Source organism: Streptomyces coerulescens (assembly GCF_042657965.1).
Taxonomy (GTDB): domain Bacteria; phylum Actinomycetota; class Actinomycetes; order Streptomycetales; family Streptomycetaceae; genus Streptomyces; species Streptomyces coerulescens.
This window is the reverse complement of record NZ_JBHSKM010000049.1, coordinates 5,952-19,445: the sequence shown is the minus strand read 5'-3', so window position 1 is coordinate 19,445 and position 13,494 is coordinate 5,952. Positions and strand designations below refer to the sequence as shown.

The 13,494-nt window shown below is 69.1% G+C and carries 15 protein-coding genes and 2 pseudogenes; 10 read left to right on the top strand and 7 right to left on the bottom strand.

The window, feature by feature from the left end; genetic code table 11:
* The first annotated feature begins 359 nt into the window (after window positions 1–359).
* The 5 genes from ACFPQ9_RS42285 (at window position 360) to ACFPQ9_RS42265 (ending at window position 4,783) form a co-directional block, all read left to right on the top strand.
* Window positions 360–608 (top strand): DUF6207 family protein, encoded by a 249-nt coding sequence (locus ACFPQ9_RS42285; RefSeq protein ID WP_380865234.1) that lies wholly within the window; start codon window positions 360–362, stop codon window positions 606–608.
* Between the two features lie 167 nt (window positions 609–775).
* Window positions 776–1,129: an effector-associated constant component EACC1 gene (locus ACFPQ9_RS42280; protein ID WP_380865232.1), complete on the top strand. Its 354-nt coding sequence runs from the start codon at window positions 776–778 to the stop codon at window positions 1,127–1,129.
* Window positions 1,130–1,145: 16 nt separating this feature from the next.
* Window positions 1,146–2,204, top strand: a complete 1,059-nt coding sequence (locus tag ACFPQ9_RS42275; protein WP_380865229.1) for a caspase family protein — start codon at window positions 1,146–1,148, stop codon at window positions 2,202–2,204.
* A gap of 13 nt (window positions 2,205–2,217) precedes the next feature.
* Window positions 2,218–3,402 carry a trypco2 family protein gene (locus ACFPQ9_RS42270; protein ID WP_380865226.1) on the top strand — a complete coding sequence of 395 codons (1,185 nt, stop codon included), beginning with the start codon at window positions 2,218–2,220 and terminating at the stop codon, window positions 3,400–3,402.
* 352 nt (window positions 3,403–3,754) lie between these two features.
* A complete protein-coding gene (locus tag ACFPQ9_RS42265; protein ID WP_380865224.1) occupies window positions 3,755–4,783 on the top strand; it encodes a hypothetical protein in 1,029 nt (342 codons plus the stop codon).
* Between the two features lie 106 nt (window positions 4,784–4,889).
* Here the strand turns inward: ACFPQ9_RS42265 and ACFPQ9_RS42260 are convergent, their stop codons facing one another.
* The 3 genes from ACFPQ9_RS42260 to ACFPQ9_RS42250 form a co-directional block, all read right to left on the bottom strand.
* Entirely contained in the window at window positions 4,890–5,123 is a 234-nt protein-coding gene (locus ACFPQ9_RS42260; protein WP_380865221.1) for a hypothetical protein, read from the bottom strand.
* Between the two features lie 59 nt (window positions 5,124–5,182).
* Window positions 5,183–5,506 carry a hypothetical protein gene (locus ACFPQ9_RS42255; RefSeq protein ID WP_380865219.1) on the bottom strand — a complete coding sequence of 108 codons (324 nt, stop codon included), beginning with the start codon at window positions 5,504–5,506 and terminating at the stop codon, window positions 5,183–5,185.
* A gap of 145 nt (window positions 5,507–5,651) precedes the next feature.
* The gene (locus tag ACFPQ9_RS42250; protein ID WP_380865217.1) at window positions 5,652–5,876 is read right to left on the bottom strand and encodes a TerD family protein; all 225 of its coding nucleotides are present in this window, start codon (window positions 5,874–5,876) and stop codon (window positions 5,652–5,654) included.
* Between the two features lie 155 nt (window positions 5,877–6,031).
* On the opposite strand from ACFPQ9_RS42250, the pseudogene ACFPQ9_RS42245 reads away from it, so the two are divergent.
* Together ACFPQ9_RS42245 and ACFPQ9_RS42240 are read left to right on the top strand one after the other, a co-directional pair.
* Window positions 6,032–6,283 (top strand): annotated as a pseudogene (locus ACFPQ9_RS42245) (response regulator); the annotation flags it as partial.
* A gap of 92 nt (window positions 6,284–6,375) precedes the next feature.
* Window positions 6,376–6,639, top strand: a pseudogene (locus ACFPQ9_RS42240) (HAMP domain-containing protein); the annotation flags it as partial.
* A gap of 299 nt (window positions 6,640–6,938) precedes the next feature.
* Here ACFPQ9_RS42240 and ACFPQ9_RS42235 read toward each other — a convergent pair.
* The 3 genes from ACFPQ9_RS42235 to ACFPQ9_RS42225 all read right to left on the bottom strand — a co-directional run bounded on the left by ACFPQ9_RS42235 (window position 6,939) and on the right by ACFPQ9_RS42225 (window position 9,765).
* On the bottom strand, window positions 6,939–7,904 hold the full coding sequence (locus ACFPQ9_RS42235; RefSeq protein WP_380865214.1) for a squalene/phytoene synthase family protein: 966 nt from the start codon (window positions 7,902–7,904) through the stop codon (window positions 6,939–6,941).
* A gap of 166 nt (window positions 7,905–8,070) precedes the next feature.
* Window positions 8,071–9,279: an RNA-guided endonuclease InsQ/TnpB family protein gene (locus ACFPQ9_RS42230; protein WP_380865296.1), complete on the bottom strand. Its 1,209-nt coding sequence runs from the start codon at window positions 9,277–9,279 to the stop codon at window positions 8,071–8,073.
* A 318-nt stretch (window positions 9,280–9,597) separates the two neighbouring features.
* Window positions 9,598–9,765 (bottom strand): hypothetical protein, encoded by a 168-nt coding sequence (locus ACFPQ9_RS42225; RefSeq protein ID WP_380865212.1) that lies wholly within the window; start codon window positions 9,763–9,765, stop codon window positions 9,598–9,600.
* 29 nt (window positions 9,766–9,794) lie between these two features.
* On the opposite strand from ACFPQ9_RS42225, the gene ACFPQ9_RS42220 reads away from it, so the two are divergent.
* The gene (locus ACFPQ9_RS42220) at window positions 9,795–9,923 is read left to right on the top strand and encodes a hypothetical protein (RefSeq protein WP_380865210.1); all 129 of its coding nucleotides are present in this window, start codon (window positions 9,795–9,797) and stop codon (window positions 9,921–9,923) included.
* Between the two features lie 318 nt (window positions 9,924–10,241).
* On the opposite strand, the gene ACFPQ9_RS42215 is transcribed toward ACFPQ9_RS42220, so the two are convergent.
* Window positions 10,242–10,634, bottom strand: a complete 393-nt coding sequence (locus tag ACFPQ9_RS42215; protein ID WP_380865207.1) for a hypothetical protein — start codon at window positions 10,632–10,634, stop codon at window positions 10,242–10,244.
* A 97-nt stretch (window positions 10,635–10,731) separates the two neighbouring features.
* Between ACFPQ9_RS42215 and ACFPQ9_RS42210 the strand changes: the two genes are divergently transcribed.
* Window positions 10,732–10,974 carry a hypothetical protein gene (locus tag ACFPQ9_RS42210; protein ID WP_380865206.1) on the top strand — a complete coding sequence of 81 codons (243 nt, stop codon included), beginning with the start codon at window positions 10,732–10,734 and terminating at the stop codon, window positions 10,972–10,974.
* Between the two features lie 819 nt (window positions 10,975–11,793).
* On the top strand, window positions 11,794–12,270 hold the full coding sequence (locus ACFPQ9_RS42205; RefSeq protein WP_380865204.1) for a hypothetical protein: 477 nt from the start codon (window positions 11,794–11,796) through the stop codon (window positions 12,268–12,270).
* The last annotated feature ends 1,224 nt before the right edge of the window (window positions 12,271–13,494 follow it).

The following is a 13,494-nucleotide window of genomic DNA, read 5'->3' as shown; positions in this document are numbered from 1 at the left end:
ATCGACGCGCGGTAGAAGGCCCTGGATCCCAGGCCGGCCCGCGCTCCGGCACGATGACGGGGCGGCTCAAGGTGGCGCTGAGCCGCCCCGTGTTCGTCCTGCCCCACCACTCGCCAGCTCCCGCACCACGCGCACCAACACTCTGACCAGGTCTGAGACCTACAGGCCAAGGTCGAGGAGACCCATTGGGCCTCACGCACGGCAATTTTGCCGCCCCGATGTCCTGAGGCAGGTGTGGAGAAGCCCCGTGGACAGACGAGGCGCCGACCAGTGTCGCTGCGCCCCTGCGCGCTCCCTCGGCCGGGTGAATGCAGACTCTGCGGAGAACCACGCCATGCATGAACACGTACTGATCAGACATGGATCCGATCCAAGAAGCGCATGTGGCCGAACCCGGCCAAATCATCATCGAGGTGGCCGGCCTGGACGACGAGACGGTGTTCGCCTTTCAGCGGGCAATCGCAGGCAGGTGGGCCACCGCCGTCTCCGACCGCACCTTCCGCGATCCCGGGCAGCCTGGCGTACGACTGCGGCTGTACGCCGATCTGCGCCAGGTCCTCGCCCGTGCCTCCCCGCCGCAGGATTCCCTGTCCCCGCGCGCTGGATGAGGCGTGACCCATCACCACGGGAAGAGTGACGGACCAGTCTGAACTCCACAGCGCCCCGGGCGCCGGGTGATGGCGCCCTCACGCTGCCAACCTCCTCGATTCGGGGAACAACTGCCACAGCGTCGCCGTATGCTCGTCGGGAAATTGCGAGGGGGCAGGGGGCCACGATGCAGATCCTGATCAGGTGTGTCGCGGAAGAGGACGGCGACGACGTCTCGTCCGAACTGTTCGACTGGCTTGTGGACGACGCCGACGCGCGTAAACACGCCACACCCGAACTGCTGCCCGACACACCCGAGCCCGATCAGCTGGGCACCGTGGCGATCATTCAGCTGGTCCTGAGCGGCGCATTCAGCGCTACCTCCCTTGGAGTCGTGATCGCGCAGTGGCGCGAACAGCGGCGCATCGCCGCCGCCCCGAAGATCACCGTGACCGTGGAGAAGGACGGCAAACAGTTCGCGGTGACTGGCTCGGATACGGGTGAGATCCAACGCAAGCTCGACGAGCTGGACGCGGCCTGATCCGACCATGCGATCGTTGCGCCCGGACGAGTCCCGTGCGGTGCTGATCGGGGTCGCGGAGTACCCGGATGGCGGAGCCTTCGACAGCGTCGAGGGAGCCCCGTACAACGTGCTGCGCCTCAAAGACCTCCTCACCGATCCCGCCTATGCGGGTTTTCATCGCAAGCATGAGTACACGCGCACGATGCTCAACCCGCACACAGCCGAAGGCATCCGCGTTGCGGTCAAACGCGCGGCCGAGCAGGCAACCGATGTCCTGTTCGTGTACTACGTCGGGCATGGCTCACGCGTGGGCGCGGAACGCGAGCTGTATCTCACGACCTGCACCACCGCCAGCGGCGAGTCGGCCGAGACCACCGGACTGCGCTACACGGTGCTACGGGGCCTGTTGCGTGCGGCCCGCGCCCGTGTCGTCGTGCTGGTCCTCGACTGCTGCTTCAGCGGCATCGCGACGAAGGTGCTCGGCGACCAGGCGCCGGCCGAGGAGGCGATGGCCGAGGACGAACTGCTCGACCAGGCCAAGGTTGCCGAGGACGTCGACGAGGGTCTCCTCGACGGCATCTGCGTCCTGGCATCGAGCGGGCCCACACAGACATCAGAGGCTTCCGACAAAGCCTCGGCAACCAACTACACCGCATTTACCGGCCACCTTGTCACAGTGCTGGAGAAGGGGGACGGGGACACCTCTCCCCTACTGCTTGGTGAACTGTTTCGCCGCACAGAAAAGCGTATGGGCAGGTTCAATGTCGGGCACCAGCCCCTGATGGCCACCGTCGGGACGGCCGGCAATCTCGTGATGCGTCAGGCAGCTGCGCCGCCACCGGAGGCGGTGCCTGCGCCGGTACCGGCTCCAAAGGCTCCCACGGGGTCGGCGCACATCGTGGCGGGTGCCCAGCCCCAAGCAGCGCTTCCACCGTTGCTCAGCTGGCTCCCGGACGGAACCTTTCAGGTCCACGACCGTGAGTACGCGGACCAAGTCATCGACATACTCCGGCGCTCCGTGTGGCCACCTCACCACCACAGCACACCGGCGGAAACGGACTCCGCGCAGGAGGGCAAGCACGATGGGCACTAGTCCGCCCTCCACCATGGAACTTCTGGAGACGGTACGCCGTCTGGCCGCCAAGTCCCCCGACCAATACGCACAGTGGGCGGACCTTGCGCTGCTGGCCAGCAGTCAGTGGCGTGCGGCTGGGGAACTGAGAAAAGCATTGTCCTGTGCCCAAGAGGCGGTGCACGCCTGTCGGCTGGCAGTCTCGGCAGACGACGAAGGTGGCCATGAAGTGCGCCTTTCGCAAGCCCTGTTGGCTCTCGGTCATGGCCTGACCGCGTTGGATTCGCCCGACGAGGCGCTGGACATCTTCGACGAAGCCCGGGCCATCGCCGCAGAGCAGACGGCCAAGAGCCCCGGTTCTGCCGGTGCCTTGCCGGTAATGGCGGACGCCTTGAACGCGCAGGCCGGCCTGGTCGCGGAGCTGGGCAACCTCGCAGAAGCGCTGCACCTCGCACACCAGGCAGTCACCGCCTACGAGAGGCTCAACGAAGTTCATGGCCGCGGGCCGACGCAGACGTTACTGCTCGCCAAGGGCCTGAACAGCCGCGCGGTCATCGCTGCCGCGAGCGGCGACTACGACACGGCAACAACGGACATGGAGCGGGCCGTCGGCCTCTACCGCGAGGCGATCGCCTCGGGAGCGCGCAACGGCGAGGCACTGCTGAGCCGGGCCCTGCACGCCCAGAACGCCATCCAGAAGGAGCGCGGAACAGGCCCGGTGCACGACGCCGTCCAGGGCTCGTACGCCTACCTGGCCGCCGCGCGCCACGATCCTCGTGTCCTCGCAACCGACTTGGGCACCTCGTCCAGCAGTGTGTTTCTGACGGGCTTCGGTCCACGGGAAGAGGCCGATGCACGGCCCGGGCCCGCACCGGAGAACTCCACCATGGAAGGAACCGGAGCAGTGGGGCTGGAACGCAATACCTATGTGGAGCTGGCCACGGCCATCGAGGCAGTGCGCCAGGAACTGCGGCGCACCGCCGCGCATTCGGACGATCTCAGGTTCGAAGTCGGCCCGATTGAACTGGAATTCGGTGTCGAGCTGCGGCAGGACCCGGGCAGCAGGGCAGGAGTCCGCGTCATGGTCCTCACCGGCGGTCCCGACCAGGCCGCCGGTGCGGCACAGCACCGCATCCGGCTTGAACTGACGCCGCAGTCACTCAGCGGAGAGGCCTTGCTGATCGGAGACGACGTCGCCCGTCCCAGGTATGACGGGTGACCTTCAGGCATCTGTTCGGCGATGCCCGGACGCTCAGCGCCTTCCCGGTAGTGAAGCGGGCCGGCGGCGGGGCAGCGTGACGCTTCAATGCGGAGTTGCCTTGAGAACCTGCAGGGAAGTGCCGGCCCTGGCGACGGCTGGTGCAGGCCTTGCATCGGGCGCACGAGTCAGCTCATAGGCCGCGGCAGCGACGGCACACTGGCCTGATCGACGGACCGCAGCGGGGCGGGATGAGTATCATCGACAACCAGGCGATCGGCGCGGGCGCGACCGACACGAAGAAGATCCCGCTGCAGTCCGGTGCGGGCACTGTCAGCTCCGCCGATGGGTCCGATAGGTAGGGGGCCTCATTATGGGGAACGCCGACGGGCGACAGGATCCTCCGGTCAACAACGGCGTCGTAATCAGCGGTGGTAACAACTACGTGGTCAGCCAGGCTGCGGGGCACGCCCAGGCCTTCATCGACCGAGTCTCCAATCAGCCGCAGGACGCCGAGCTTCTGGCCGAACTCCTCCTGCACGTCGAGCAGTTGCTGGAGCAGTACTACCCGGCACTCGCCGACCCCGGGACCCCCGCCCGGGACCTGCTGCGCCGCCTGCGTGAGGAACTCGAAGAGGCGGAACCGCGGCCCGCAGTTTTGTGGCGCATCCTGGACTGGCTGAACCAGTACGTCCAGCCGGTGACTCCGCTCGTCGTGGCGGTCGGCCAGCTCGCCGAATCGGTGCACAACCTTCTCCGAACAAGCGGTAAAGGTTCGGAGCCGACTCAGCCGCCGCTGCCAGTGAGCCCGAGCGAGCCACCTGCGGAGGATTCCCTGGAGATGGATGAACCGGCGAGCAGGACGGCCGAGCCAGAGGTAGCCCCGCTGCCGATCACGATCTTCCTGGCAGACGAAGCACCGCACCGCGACGTCCAGGCCGCGGTGGAGGAACTTCTGGCAACGGCTGGGCTGGAAGTCCTCGACCGCGAAGACCCTGTCGTCGGGTCCTGGTTCCGCCGGATGAGGGCCACCGTCTCACGCGCCGCGCGATCCCAGGTCGTGCGCGAGAGTGCCCTGACTGCCGCGCACATCGCTGACGCACGCCTGATTCTGGCCCAGGACGCGACCATCACCGCGACCATGATGACGAACGTGGGACCGGTCCTCACTGCCCTGCAGCCGACCAAGGATGCGGTCGTGCGCATTGGCGCGGTGCTCATCGTTAAAGTCGACTGGGAGGTCAGAGTCCTTCAGCTCACTGCCGCCCAACAGGCAATCTTGGATCACCAGCCGCACCTCGCTACTTCACCGCGTGACGTGATCGGCGCCATCGGCCTCCTGGCCGCATCGGACGGCCGAACGGCACCGGAACCAGCCCCACAGACAGCCGTGGACCGCTAGCCGGGGCAGACGCCTACCAGGCGCTGGAGGGCCTCCAACAGCACCTTCAGTTCTGGGCGCTTTGGGCCAGCAAGCAACGTACCGCGGTCGAGTGATCAAGCTCGTGTCACGTCACCGCCGAACCGGCATAGTTCAAAGAAGCCTGCGCCCGATACCAGGCCCGGCCCTGGTGGGTCTCGGCGTCGATCACGACGGTGCCGTAGACGTGGCCGCGCTGCCGGCCAACGGCCGGCCCGTCTCGAAGTGCGGCCCTCATGCCGAGGGCCGGGGCGGCGCTGTCCTTGGCCCGGCACCTCTCCCCGGCCGCCGCGGTACGACGTCCGGCGCCGTGGGGGAGCATCCGGGGGTGTCGCTCATTCCAAAGGGAGCAATTGTCAAAAGTTGTGGATCAGTGGCCGCTCACACGGTCTCGTGGCTCAGATGGATGAGTCCTTCGATGGAGCCCAGCCGGGCTTGTAGGGCCGGGCCCGTGGTCGGGGTGGTGGTGAGCAACAGCACCTGAACTTCGGGGTGTTCTGGAGCGTAGAGGCCGTCTTCGCCGTCGTCGCCGGGGATCGGGTTGGGCTGGATCTCGATCCGTCCGTTGGGGCTGCTGGCGCGATGGTAGACGCCCCGGTAATCGCTGTCGCGCTCGGTGAAGACCAGCCCGAGGCAGTCACTGACAAGCCGGACCAGCTCGCCGGCGGTGTGGGTGCGGGTGCCGTAGGTGTGGTGGTCGCTCATGGTGCACCAGACCTTATGCCGCGACAGTGGCAGGGCGCTCGATCAATTGTCCGCGCGCCGTTCGTGGGCTGTGCCGGACGGCACCTGAGCGACGACGAACGCACGAGCGTGCCCGAGAGCATTAACCGCGTCCGGGCGACGCTTGTCAGGCTTCGACGTTGATGCCGTAATCAGTGGCAAGGCCCGCGAGGCCGGTGTCGTAGCCCTGTCCGACGCCGCGGGCTTTCCAGCCGTTCGTATGGCGGTAGAGCTCCACCGCGATGGTGACGGTCTCGCGGGGCTGGGTGATGTCTGCGTGCCACCGGGTGTGCTGGTCCGGCACCCAACTGGCCTTCGCGCCGGGACCGTTCTCCTCGGGTACGTGGAGCATCGCTGGCGTTCTGAGCTGGAGGACGTCGCCCGTGATCATCACCGCTTCAGTTGAGGTGAGACACACCGGCGGGCGCGGCCTGGTCGTACAGTGGGCGCCTTGCCTGGTACTTCCTTCAGTGCCTGACGACCGCGCTCTCCGTGGAACCCCTGCCCGTGACTCGCGTCCTGTTGATCGAGGACGATCCGGCCGTGCGCCGCGGTGTCGTCCTGGGCCTGGCCCGCCATGGGCACGAGACCGAGGCGGTCGCCACCGGTGAGGACGGGCTGGAGGCGCTGGCGGCCTTCAAGCCCGACCTCGTGCTGCTCGATCTGATGCTGCCGGGCATGAGCGGTTTGGAGGTGTGCCAGCGCATCCGGGAGACCAGCCGCCTGCCGATCGTGATCCTGTCCGCGCGCGGCGACGACTCAGCACCGCCCTGCGCGACGCGGCGGAGAACGGCGACACCGCCTTCTACGAGCGCGTGGAGCACACCGGTGAACCACGGCTGCTCATCGGTATGCCGGTGCGTCACGCCGGCCGGAGCGAGGCGGCGGGCAAGCCGTCGGGGCTCGTCGTCTACGCGGTTGTATCGCTACGCGGCGAGCGGGCCGACATCTCCGCGCTGATCACCGCGGCCTGGGCGGGAGCCGTCCCCGCGCTCGCCCTCGCCGTCGTCCCCGCCCTGTTCGCGGCCCGACGGGCGCTGCGTCCGGTACGCCGGCTGGGTACGGCGGCCGAGAAGATCACCTCGGGTGCCCTGGACACCCGTGTGGACGTCGTCGGCAAGGACGAACTCGCCGCGCTGACAGGCAAGTTCAACATGATGGCCGCCGCGTTGGAACGGGACGACGCCGAGCTGCGGCGGATGGAGGCGAACGCCCGCCGGGTTCGCGGCCGACGTCTCGCACGAACTGCGCACCCCGCTCGCCGCGATGTCCGCCGTCACCGACGCCCTCGACGAGGACCCGCTCCGGCACGTTGCCCCCGGACACCGCCGAGGCGGTCCTCCTTGTCAGCGACGAGACCCGCAAGCTGGCCGGCATGGTCGAGGACCTGCCGTGCGTCCGGGCGAGCGCGGCGTCAGGTGGTCCGGTGCTGCCGGGTCTTCGCGGCGGCGTACTGCGCGGCCAGGACCCGGAGGGTGGCGGCGGTCGGAGGGTGTGCCCCGTCGTGCAGGAGGGAGCTTCCTTTTCGGCGCACGGCCTGCAGTTGCAGGTCCTGTACGCAGATCAGGGCCCGCAGGAACGGCCGGTACGGCCGTTGGACCAGTTCGGGCAGTTCCCGGCACGCGCGGAGCGCGGCCTCGGCGAGATCGGCCTGTGTGCCCAGAAGCCGCTCCAGGGCGGGATGGCACCTCGCGGGCCTGGTGTGCAGGTCGGCGGGGGTTAGCCCGTGGCGGGCCAGTTCGTCTCGCGCGATGCCGATGCGGCCCTGCCTGGTGTCCTCGGGCAGGTCGGCGAGGAAGTCGGAGCGCTGCCATCCCTCGATCAGTGCCCGGCATCCCTGGCGGAATCCCTCGTCCTTGCCGCTTTCGGGGGCCGGTGCGATCAGTGATGCGGTGAGCATGAGGGCGGGCAGTGCGTAGCTGTCGATGTAGGCCTGGAAGTCGGCCTCGGTGTCGAAGCCGGTGAAGTCGGCTTCGGTCGGCGCCCCGTTGAGGAAGTCGTGCACGCGTGTGGTCAGGTGCGGGCCGTGCCGGCGAGCGGTGTCGGCGAGGGTCTGGAGCAAGGCGGCGTCAGAAGTTCCGGGGCCGGGGGCGGGGGCGCTGCCGTCGGTGTCGAGTGCCGCTCTGACCTGGCGGTCCCATGCGCTGAGCGTTTTGTGGCGGGTGCCCGGATCGCCGGTGTCGATCCGGTCGTCGGTTGCGTGCATGAAGGCGACCATGGCGACAACGGACGGCAGGAGCCGCGCCGGGAGCAGCAGCCGGGCGGCGAGGTAGGGGTGGAACGCGTACGTGCGGACCTGCTCGCGCTGGGTGCCGTAGGCGCGCCGCAGGGTCGGGTCGGTGATGCCGGCCTCGTTCAGGGCGGCGGACCATCGGGGCACTGTTCTCCTTGAGTTGATCGTCCTGGGGCGGGTCCGAAGCCGTCTGCGGACGTGCAGCTGTCAGGTGGCGGGCCCTGCCGGCAGTGCGGGCTGCGCCCCGGCCAACTCGCCTGCACAGCGTGACTCCTCCCCCCGGATGAATCCGGGGGGCTTCTCCTGTCGGTGGCTATGCCACGTCGGGAGGGACCAGCCCGGCCCTGAGTGCGACGTTCCAGGCGCCCACGCGGTCGGCGTGGTCGATGTGCTGGCAGGAGGTGCACTGGAACCTTTCGCCGTCGCGGTTCTGCGCGTCCACGTGCCCGCACTTGGGGCAGGTACGCGAGGTGTTGCGGGGGTCCACCGGGATCAATACACGAGCGGCGCTTTCAGCCTTCTGCGCGAGGATGCCCAGGAACACCCCCCAACCCGCGTCAAGAATGCTGCGGTTGAGTCCGGCCTTCGAGGCGGCGCCGTTCGGAAGGTATGCGCCGGGGGTCTCGGGGTCGGGCTTCGGCTTGAGGGTGCGAACCATGTTCGCGATGCTCAGCCGCTCGTGCGCGATGTGGTCGTAGTCGCGGACCAGGCAGAGCGCGGTTTTGTGTGCGTGGTCCAGGCGTTGGCGGCGGACCTTTCGGTGCAGCTTGGCGACCTTCTCCACTGCCCGGCGGTGCTTGGTGGTGCAGGGTCCGCGCCCTCGCCGAGGGAACGCTTTGAGGGCGCGCTGAGCCTCGGCGAGGGTGTCGGCGTTGCGCTTGCCGTGTCGGGGGTTTTCGACGTGCGTGCCCTCGGAGGTGGTGAGGAAGTGCGTGATGCCCATGTCGATGCCGGTCACGGCGCCCGTGGCGTGAAGCGGTTCGGCGGGGATGTTGTCGCAGGCAAGGATGACGTACCACCGTCGTCCCTCGCGCTTGATGCTGACGGTCTTGACGCGGCCCTTCACGGGCCGGTGCTGGTGCAGGCGGACGTGTCCGATGCCTTGCAGGCGCACGCGGGTGACGGCCTCGTGCGGGGTGGAGTTCCAGCGGCAGCCGTCGCCATCCTTGGGGAACACCACGGTTTCGAACCAGTTCACGCCCCGGAACCGGGGATAGCCGGGCTTCTTGCCGGCCTTCACACGCCGGAAGAACGCTTGGAACGCCGTGTCCAGACGGCGAAGCGTGGCCTGCTGGGAGGAGAACGACCAGCGGCCCTGACGCTCCGGGTCGAAAGTGCGGATCTCCGTCAGCTGCGCGGACTGCTGCCCATACTTGACGCTGGTCTTCGAGGCGTGCCGGTAGGCGTCGCGGCGTTCCTGCAAGGCGCCGTTGTACAGCGAGCAATGATCAGCCAGCATCTCGCCCAGCGCCTGGATCTGGCGGACAGTGGGGCGAAGGAGGAACTTGTAGGCGCGTATCAAGCCTGTCCCTCCTTCTGCTTCTTCGTCCACGGCCGTTCCCACTGGGTGTCGATGTACTCCTCCACCGTGTCCGCGCCGACCGAGGCGACGAAGAACGACCGCGGGGACACCCGCCCATGAAACAGGAACGCCTCCGAGGGCCAGGAACGCGGCCTCACAGCAGCAACTGCGGTGAGCGCCATGCAGTCGAGCACGGCATCAGCAGGCTGCACAGCCACTGGACTGCGGCGATTCGTTACCTGGAACGGACCGGTGTGCTGTGAGGCCGTTGCTGCAGCGGTCAACAGCGGATGACTGCAGCCAATAACTCAAGGACCCTCACACGCGGTCCAGCACGATTTCATCGTCCTCGGCGAGCCGGCGCCAGAAGGTTCCCTCTGTTTCGTGGACAGCGGCGGTTGCTTCGACCGCGTCTTCCGTTTCCAAGATCAGCTGCCAGTCCTCGTCTCGGGGATGTGCTCTCACGGTCCCGTACACGCGATACACGCCTCACCTCCTCGTCCACGGCCCACAGCATGACGCACCGGCAAAGCCCCGACACCGACTTCGCGCACACGCCCGTCGCCCACGCCCTCACCATGATCGGCAACGTCGAACAGCCCCGGCCGGGCGACACCCTGCGCATCGCCCTTCCCACCGTCTGAACCCGCGGCAACACCGCACCAACCCACCCGAGCCCCGGCCGCTGCCGAGGCTTGCCCCTGCCCCCGCACCGTCTGGCAACCGCAGGGCACAGCCCTCAGCGAAGACGCCGACCCAACCTAGCGTCAACCACCGTCACCGAGGCCACCCGCACCACACCAGCCCAGCCTCACACACGAACCCACCCGTGGTTCCGGGGAGCAGAGGGTGAGGGAGGCAGGACCGGCCCTGCACGTGGCGGCAACATGCCTGCGGGTGCGGGGAGCAGGCGGAATCCAATTCTGTGTGGTGCGGGGTCACAGCCACCGCGGTCAGCGTAGTCAGACGGCAGGCGCTGCCTGACCGGCCTTCCAGACGAGTGTCAGCAGGATCTTGGTGCCCTTCAACCAGGACGGTCCCTCGAAGACTTGGTGCGCCCGGAAGACGTACGGCTCATCGACAGGCTCATCCACCTCCTCGGCGAAGGGCGAGGACAGCTCGCACCAGGCGTCGTACACCTGCAGCGCCCGCTCGCGCGTGTAGGCATCGCCATTCAGGTCGACGACCGGGAGGCTGCCCTTCAGGACGCCGTGGCGGGCGATCGTCCATTCCAGAGGGTCGAGGCCGGTCTTCTCCGTGTGATCGAGCAGGCGGCGGAGGAGGCGATGGCTGGCGCGCATCTGGGCACGGGCTAAGTCCAGGCGGCGCTGGCGGGAGTTGATGTCGTCGGTCACCAAGTCCGCTTAGCCGCGCGGATGCGGCGCCCGGGCAGAGTCAGCGGCGGCCGCCCGCGTCATAACGAGGCGCAGGCAGGCCGGGCAGGAGAAGCGGTTGAAGGAGTCGATCCAGCCGCTCGACTACCACCTCGGGCTGATCGGCATGCTGGAGCGGACATCGCTCGAGCAGATCGCAGACCATCTGCAGGACCGCATCTGTTGCGTCTGGGGCAGCCGGCGTGTCGAGCTGAGCCTGTACGCGATGCGGTTCACCGGCAAGGCAGTCGCTCTCGGCGGGGCGCAGCAGATGTGGTGGACGGCCCGCCGGGCCGTCAACGCATTCCTCTCCGGCATCTGAGCGTGCCGGCGCACGCCCGGCCGGCCTCGCACCAGGCCCCCCCGGGGGGCGGCACGCCCTGGGGGCTGCGATCCGGGGCTGCCCCAGCAGCCCCGCAGGCGGCGTGCTGTTCCAGGCACGGGAAAGGGGCACGGAAAGGGGGCCGGGGTTCTCTCGTCAGCGGCATTGCCGGCCCTGGGCCGCTTGGGCTTCAGGCACGCGCCGCTGCCGTCCCGGCGAGGGGAGGTGAGCGGTCCCCAGGGGGAGGTGAGCGGTCCCCCGAGGGGAGGTGAGCCAGGGGGCGGCCGCGGCGTCCCGGCGTGAGCATGCCGCCCTGGAGGCCTGCGGCCCTGCGGCTCTCTCGCCGTGGCCGCACCGGCCGCCGGCCCGGAACGGCGCGCGGCCCCGTCCGGCCCTGGCGCGAGGGCCCGCCCTGGCCCTTGCGCGGCGGCCGCGCCACCGGCTGCGGTCCCGGCCGCCCGGCGCTGAAGGCTGAAGCAGGACACAGCCCACAAGGCCGGGCGGCGGATTATCCATCGTGCGGAGCTTTGTCAATGCACGACACGCGAGCAGAAGTGTGAAGGAGTGTCAGCCCGGGGGTGGCGAGTCCCCCGGGCGGCCCAATGGAGCGTCAAGTCACTTCCAGTGCCGCATTTCTGACAGGACGTCATAGCCGTGTTCCCGGGCTTTCGGACGCCCAATCGGCCCTCTCCCGCAGCCTCCGGACATTTCTGAAGTGGCGACAGAATTCGGCATCAGTATGTTCATTCACAGTCGGCCGGCTCAGCCGACACTCCGGAGAGATGGAGAAACTGAATGCCCGTGAGAAGGAGAGTGGGAATGCGTACACGCACCGTTGTCGCGATCGCAGCGTCGGTGGTCGTCACCGTCCTTGCTGCAACCGGCGTGAACTACGCCGCCGCTTCCAGCCCCGCCCCGAAGGCGGCCCCGCAGGTACAGGAGGAGGCCCCCGCCTACGTCCCCCAGGGAGGCGACGGCCAGACGCACTACAACGACCGCGACGACCGCAACGACGACCGTGGACGGGTCTTCGTCAACGAGCGGACGTTCTCCGTCGAGCCGGGCGTGTGCACCGCCGTGATCAGCAGTCCCGCGACCAGCTTCAACGTCCTGAACGAAAGCGACAGGACGATCGAATTCTTCAACGGGATCACCTGCGACAACGGCTCCGCAATCTCGAGAATCGGGCCCGGGAACTCCAACAGCTCCATCCCCGGCACGACGGTGCTCGACGGGGCCACGGTGCCGTTCGCACTGGTCGGCAGCTTCCGGGCCATCGACAACAAGCGTTACTGACCCCTACACCGGCAGACGCAGCGGCGAGAGCGACAAGGCTGCCAGTACGGCATTGGCCCGGCCCTCCGTAATAGGGCCGGGCCATTCCTATCGGGCAGAGTGGCCGACGGCGACGCGATCCCTGGTCCTCCGGCCGGACTTCTGTACTTCTGCGGCCCCGCCAGAGCGGCGACTCGACCGCTCGACGACTCCGCGGCCCGGCGGGGGCCGGCAGGGCGGGGTGTGAGACAAGCGGAGCGGTCCTGGATGGGCCGTCCCGCCGGCGGATGCCGCGCCGCATGCAACGGCAGCGCCGGGCACCCGCCGGGCGACGGCGCCGCCTTCAGGACCGGTTCCCCCGGCCCGCCCCATGCCCCCGGCCCGACCGGGCCAGGCACGCGGCCGCGTCGGCGAAAGGCGCCCCCCTTGTCCCGCACACGTGCCAGCGGTGCGGGAACCGCGCGCCCGCCGGCCCCGACGGGCAGGGGGTCCGGCTGCATCCCGTCCCGGGGGCGGTACACCGCACGACGGGAGGCGACTGCGACCCCGGCCAGGACCGAGGCGTGCCACCCGCGTCCTACGCCCCGGCCCCCACGCCGAGCCCCCAGACGGGCCCCGTGAACTGCAAGAGCCTGCGCCGCCATCCCGGCCCACCGGGCCCCCGCTGGCGAGGACCCGTCGCCCTACGCCCCGTCATACGTGTGTGTGCCGCAGTGGCGGCAGGCCGGCCAGCGGCCGGTGGACCCTGCACCGGCCGCTCACCGACACCGGCCGGTCCGCCCCCCCACACGCTCGGAGCACGGCACACGGACCGCGCCGAACCGACGGCTCCCGGCCGTCCGACCTCCTCGGCCACCCTGCTCAACACGACACGGGCACGACACGGACACGAGCACGACACAGACACCGCAAGCGGCACCGGCAGCGCAGCGGAAACGGAAACGGCAGCAGCAGCGGAAACAGAACCGGGCGCACCGCCGCGCCGGCGCGCTGATGAGGCGGCGAAAGGCGTGAACGTCGGCTCCTGCCTCCTGCGGCCCGCCCCGCGAGCGACTGGCCCCGGGCCGGCATCACCCCGGCGCCGGAACGGCCGGCACAAGAGGACCGCCGCCCTGCCCCCGCGGGCACCACCTACCGCGTCGCCGCCACGCCCGCCCCGCGCAGCATCGCGCCAAGGTCCGGGCCGCCGGCCCAGCGCAGCGGCGCAGCCGGCGCACGGCCGAGCAGCCCGGGCCCGCCGCTCCC

Excerpts from the sequence above, each read along its gene's own strand:
- ACFPQ9_RS42285 (WP_380865234.1), top strand. The coding sequence starts at position 360 with ATGGATCCGATCCAAGAAGCGCATGTGGCCGAACCCGGCCAAATCATC.
- ACFPQ9_RS42280 (WP_380865232.1), top strand. The coding sequence starts at position 776 with ATGCAGATCCTGATCAGGTGTGTCGCGGAAGAGGACGGCGACGACGTC.
- ACFPQ9_RS42270 (WP_380865226.1), top strand. The coding sequence starts at position 2,218 with ATGGAACTTCTGGAGACGGTACGCCGTCTGGCCGCCAAGTCCCCCGAC.
- ACFPQ9_RS42265 (WP_380865224.1), top strand. The coding sequence starts at position 3,755 with ATGGGGAACGCCGACGGGCGACAGGATCCTCCGGTCAACAACGGCGTC.
- ACFPQ9_RS42260 (WP_380865221.1), bottom strand. The coding sequence starts at position 5,123 with ATGCTCCCCCACGGCGCCGGACGTCGTACCGCGGCGGCCGGGGAGAGG.
- ACFPQ9_RS42255 (WP_380865219.1), bottom strand. The coding sequence starts at position 5,506 with ATGAGCGACCACCACACCTACGGCACCCGCACCCACACCGCCGGCGAG.
- ACFPQ9_RS42250 (WP_380865217.1), bottom strand. The coding sequence starts at position 5,876 with ATGCTCCACGTACCCGAGGAGAACGGTCCCGGCGCGAAGGCCAGTTGG.
- ACFPQ9_RS42220 (WP_380865210.1), top strand. The coding sequence starts at position 9,795 with ATGACGCACCGGCAAAGCCCCGACACCGACTTCGCGCACACGCCCGTC.
- ACFPQ9_RS42205 (WP_380865204.1), top strand. The coding sequence starts at position 11,794 with ATGCGTACACGCACCGTTGTCGCGATCGCAGCGTCGGTGGTCGTCACC.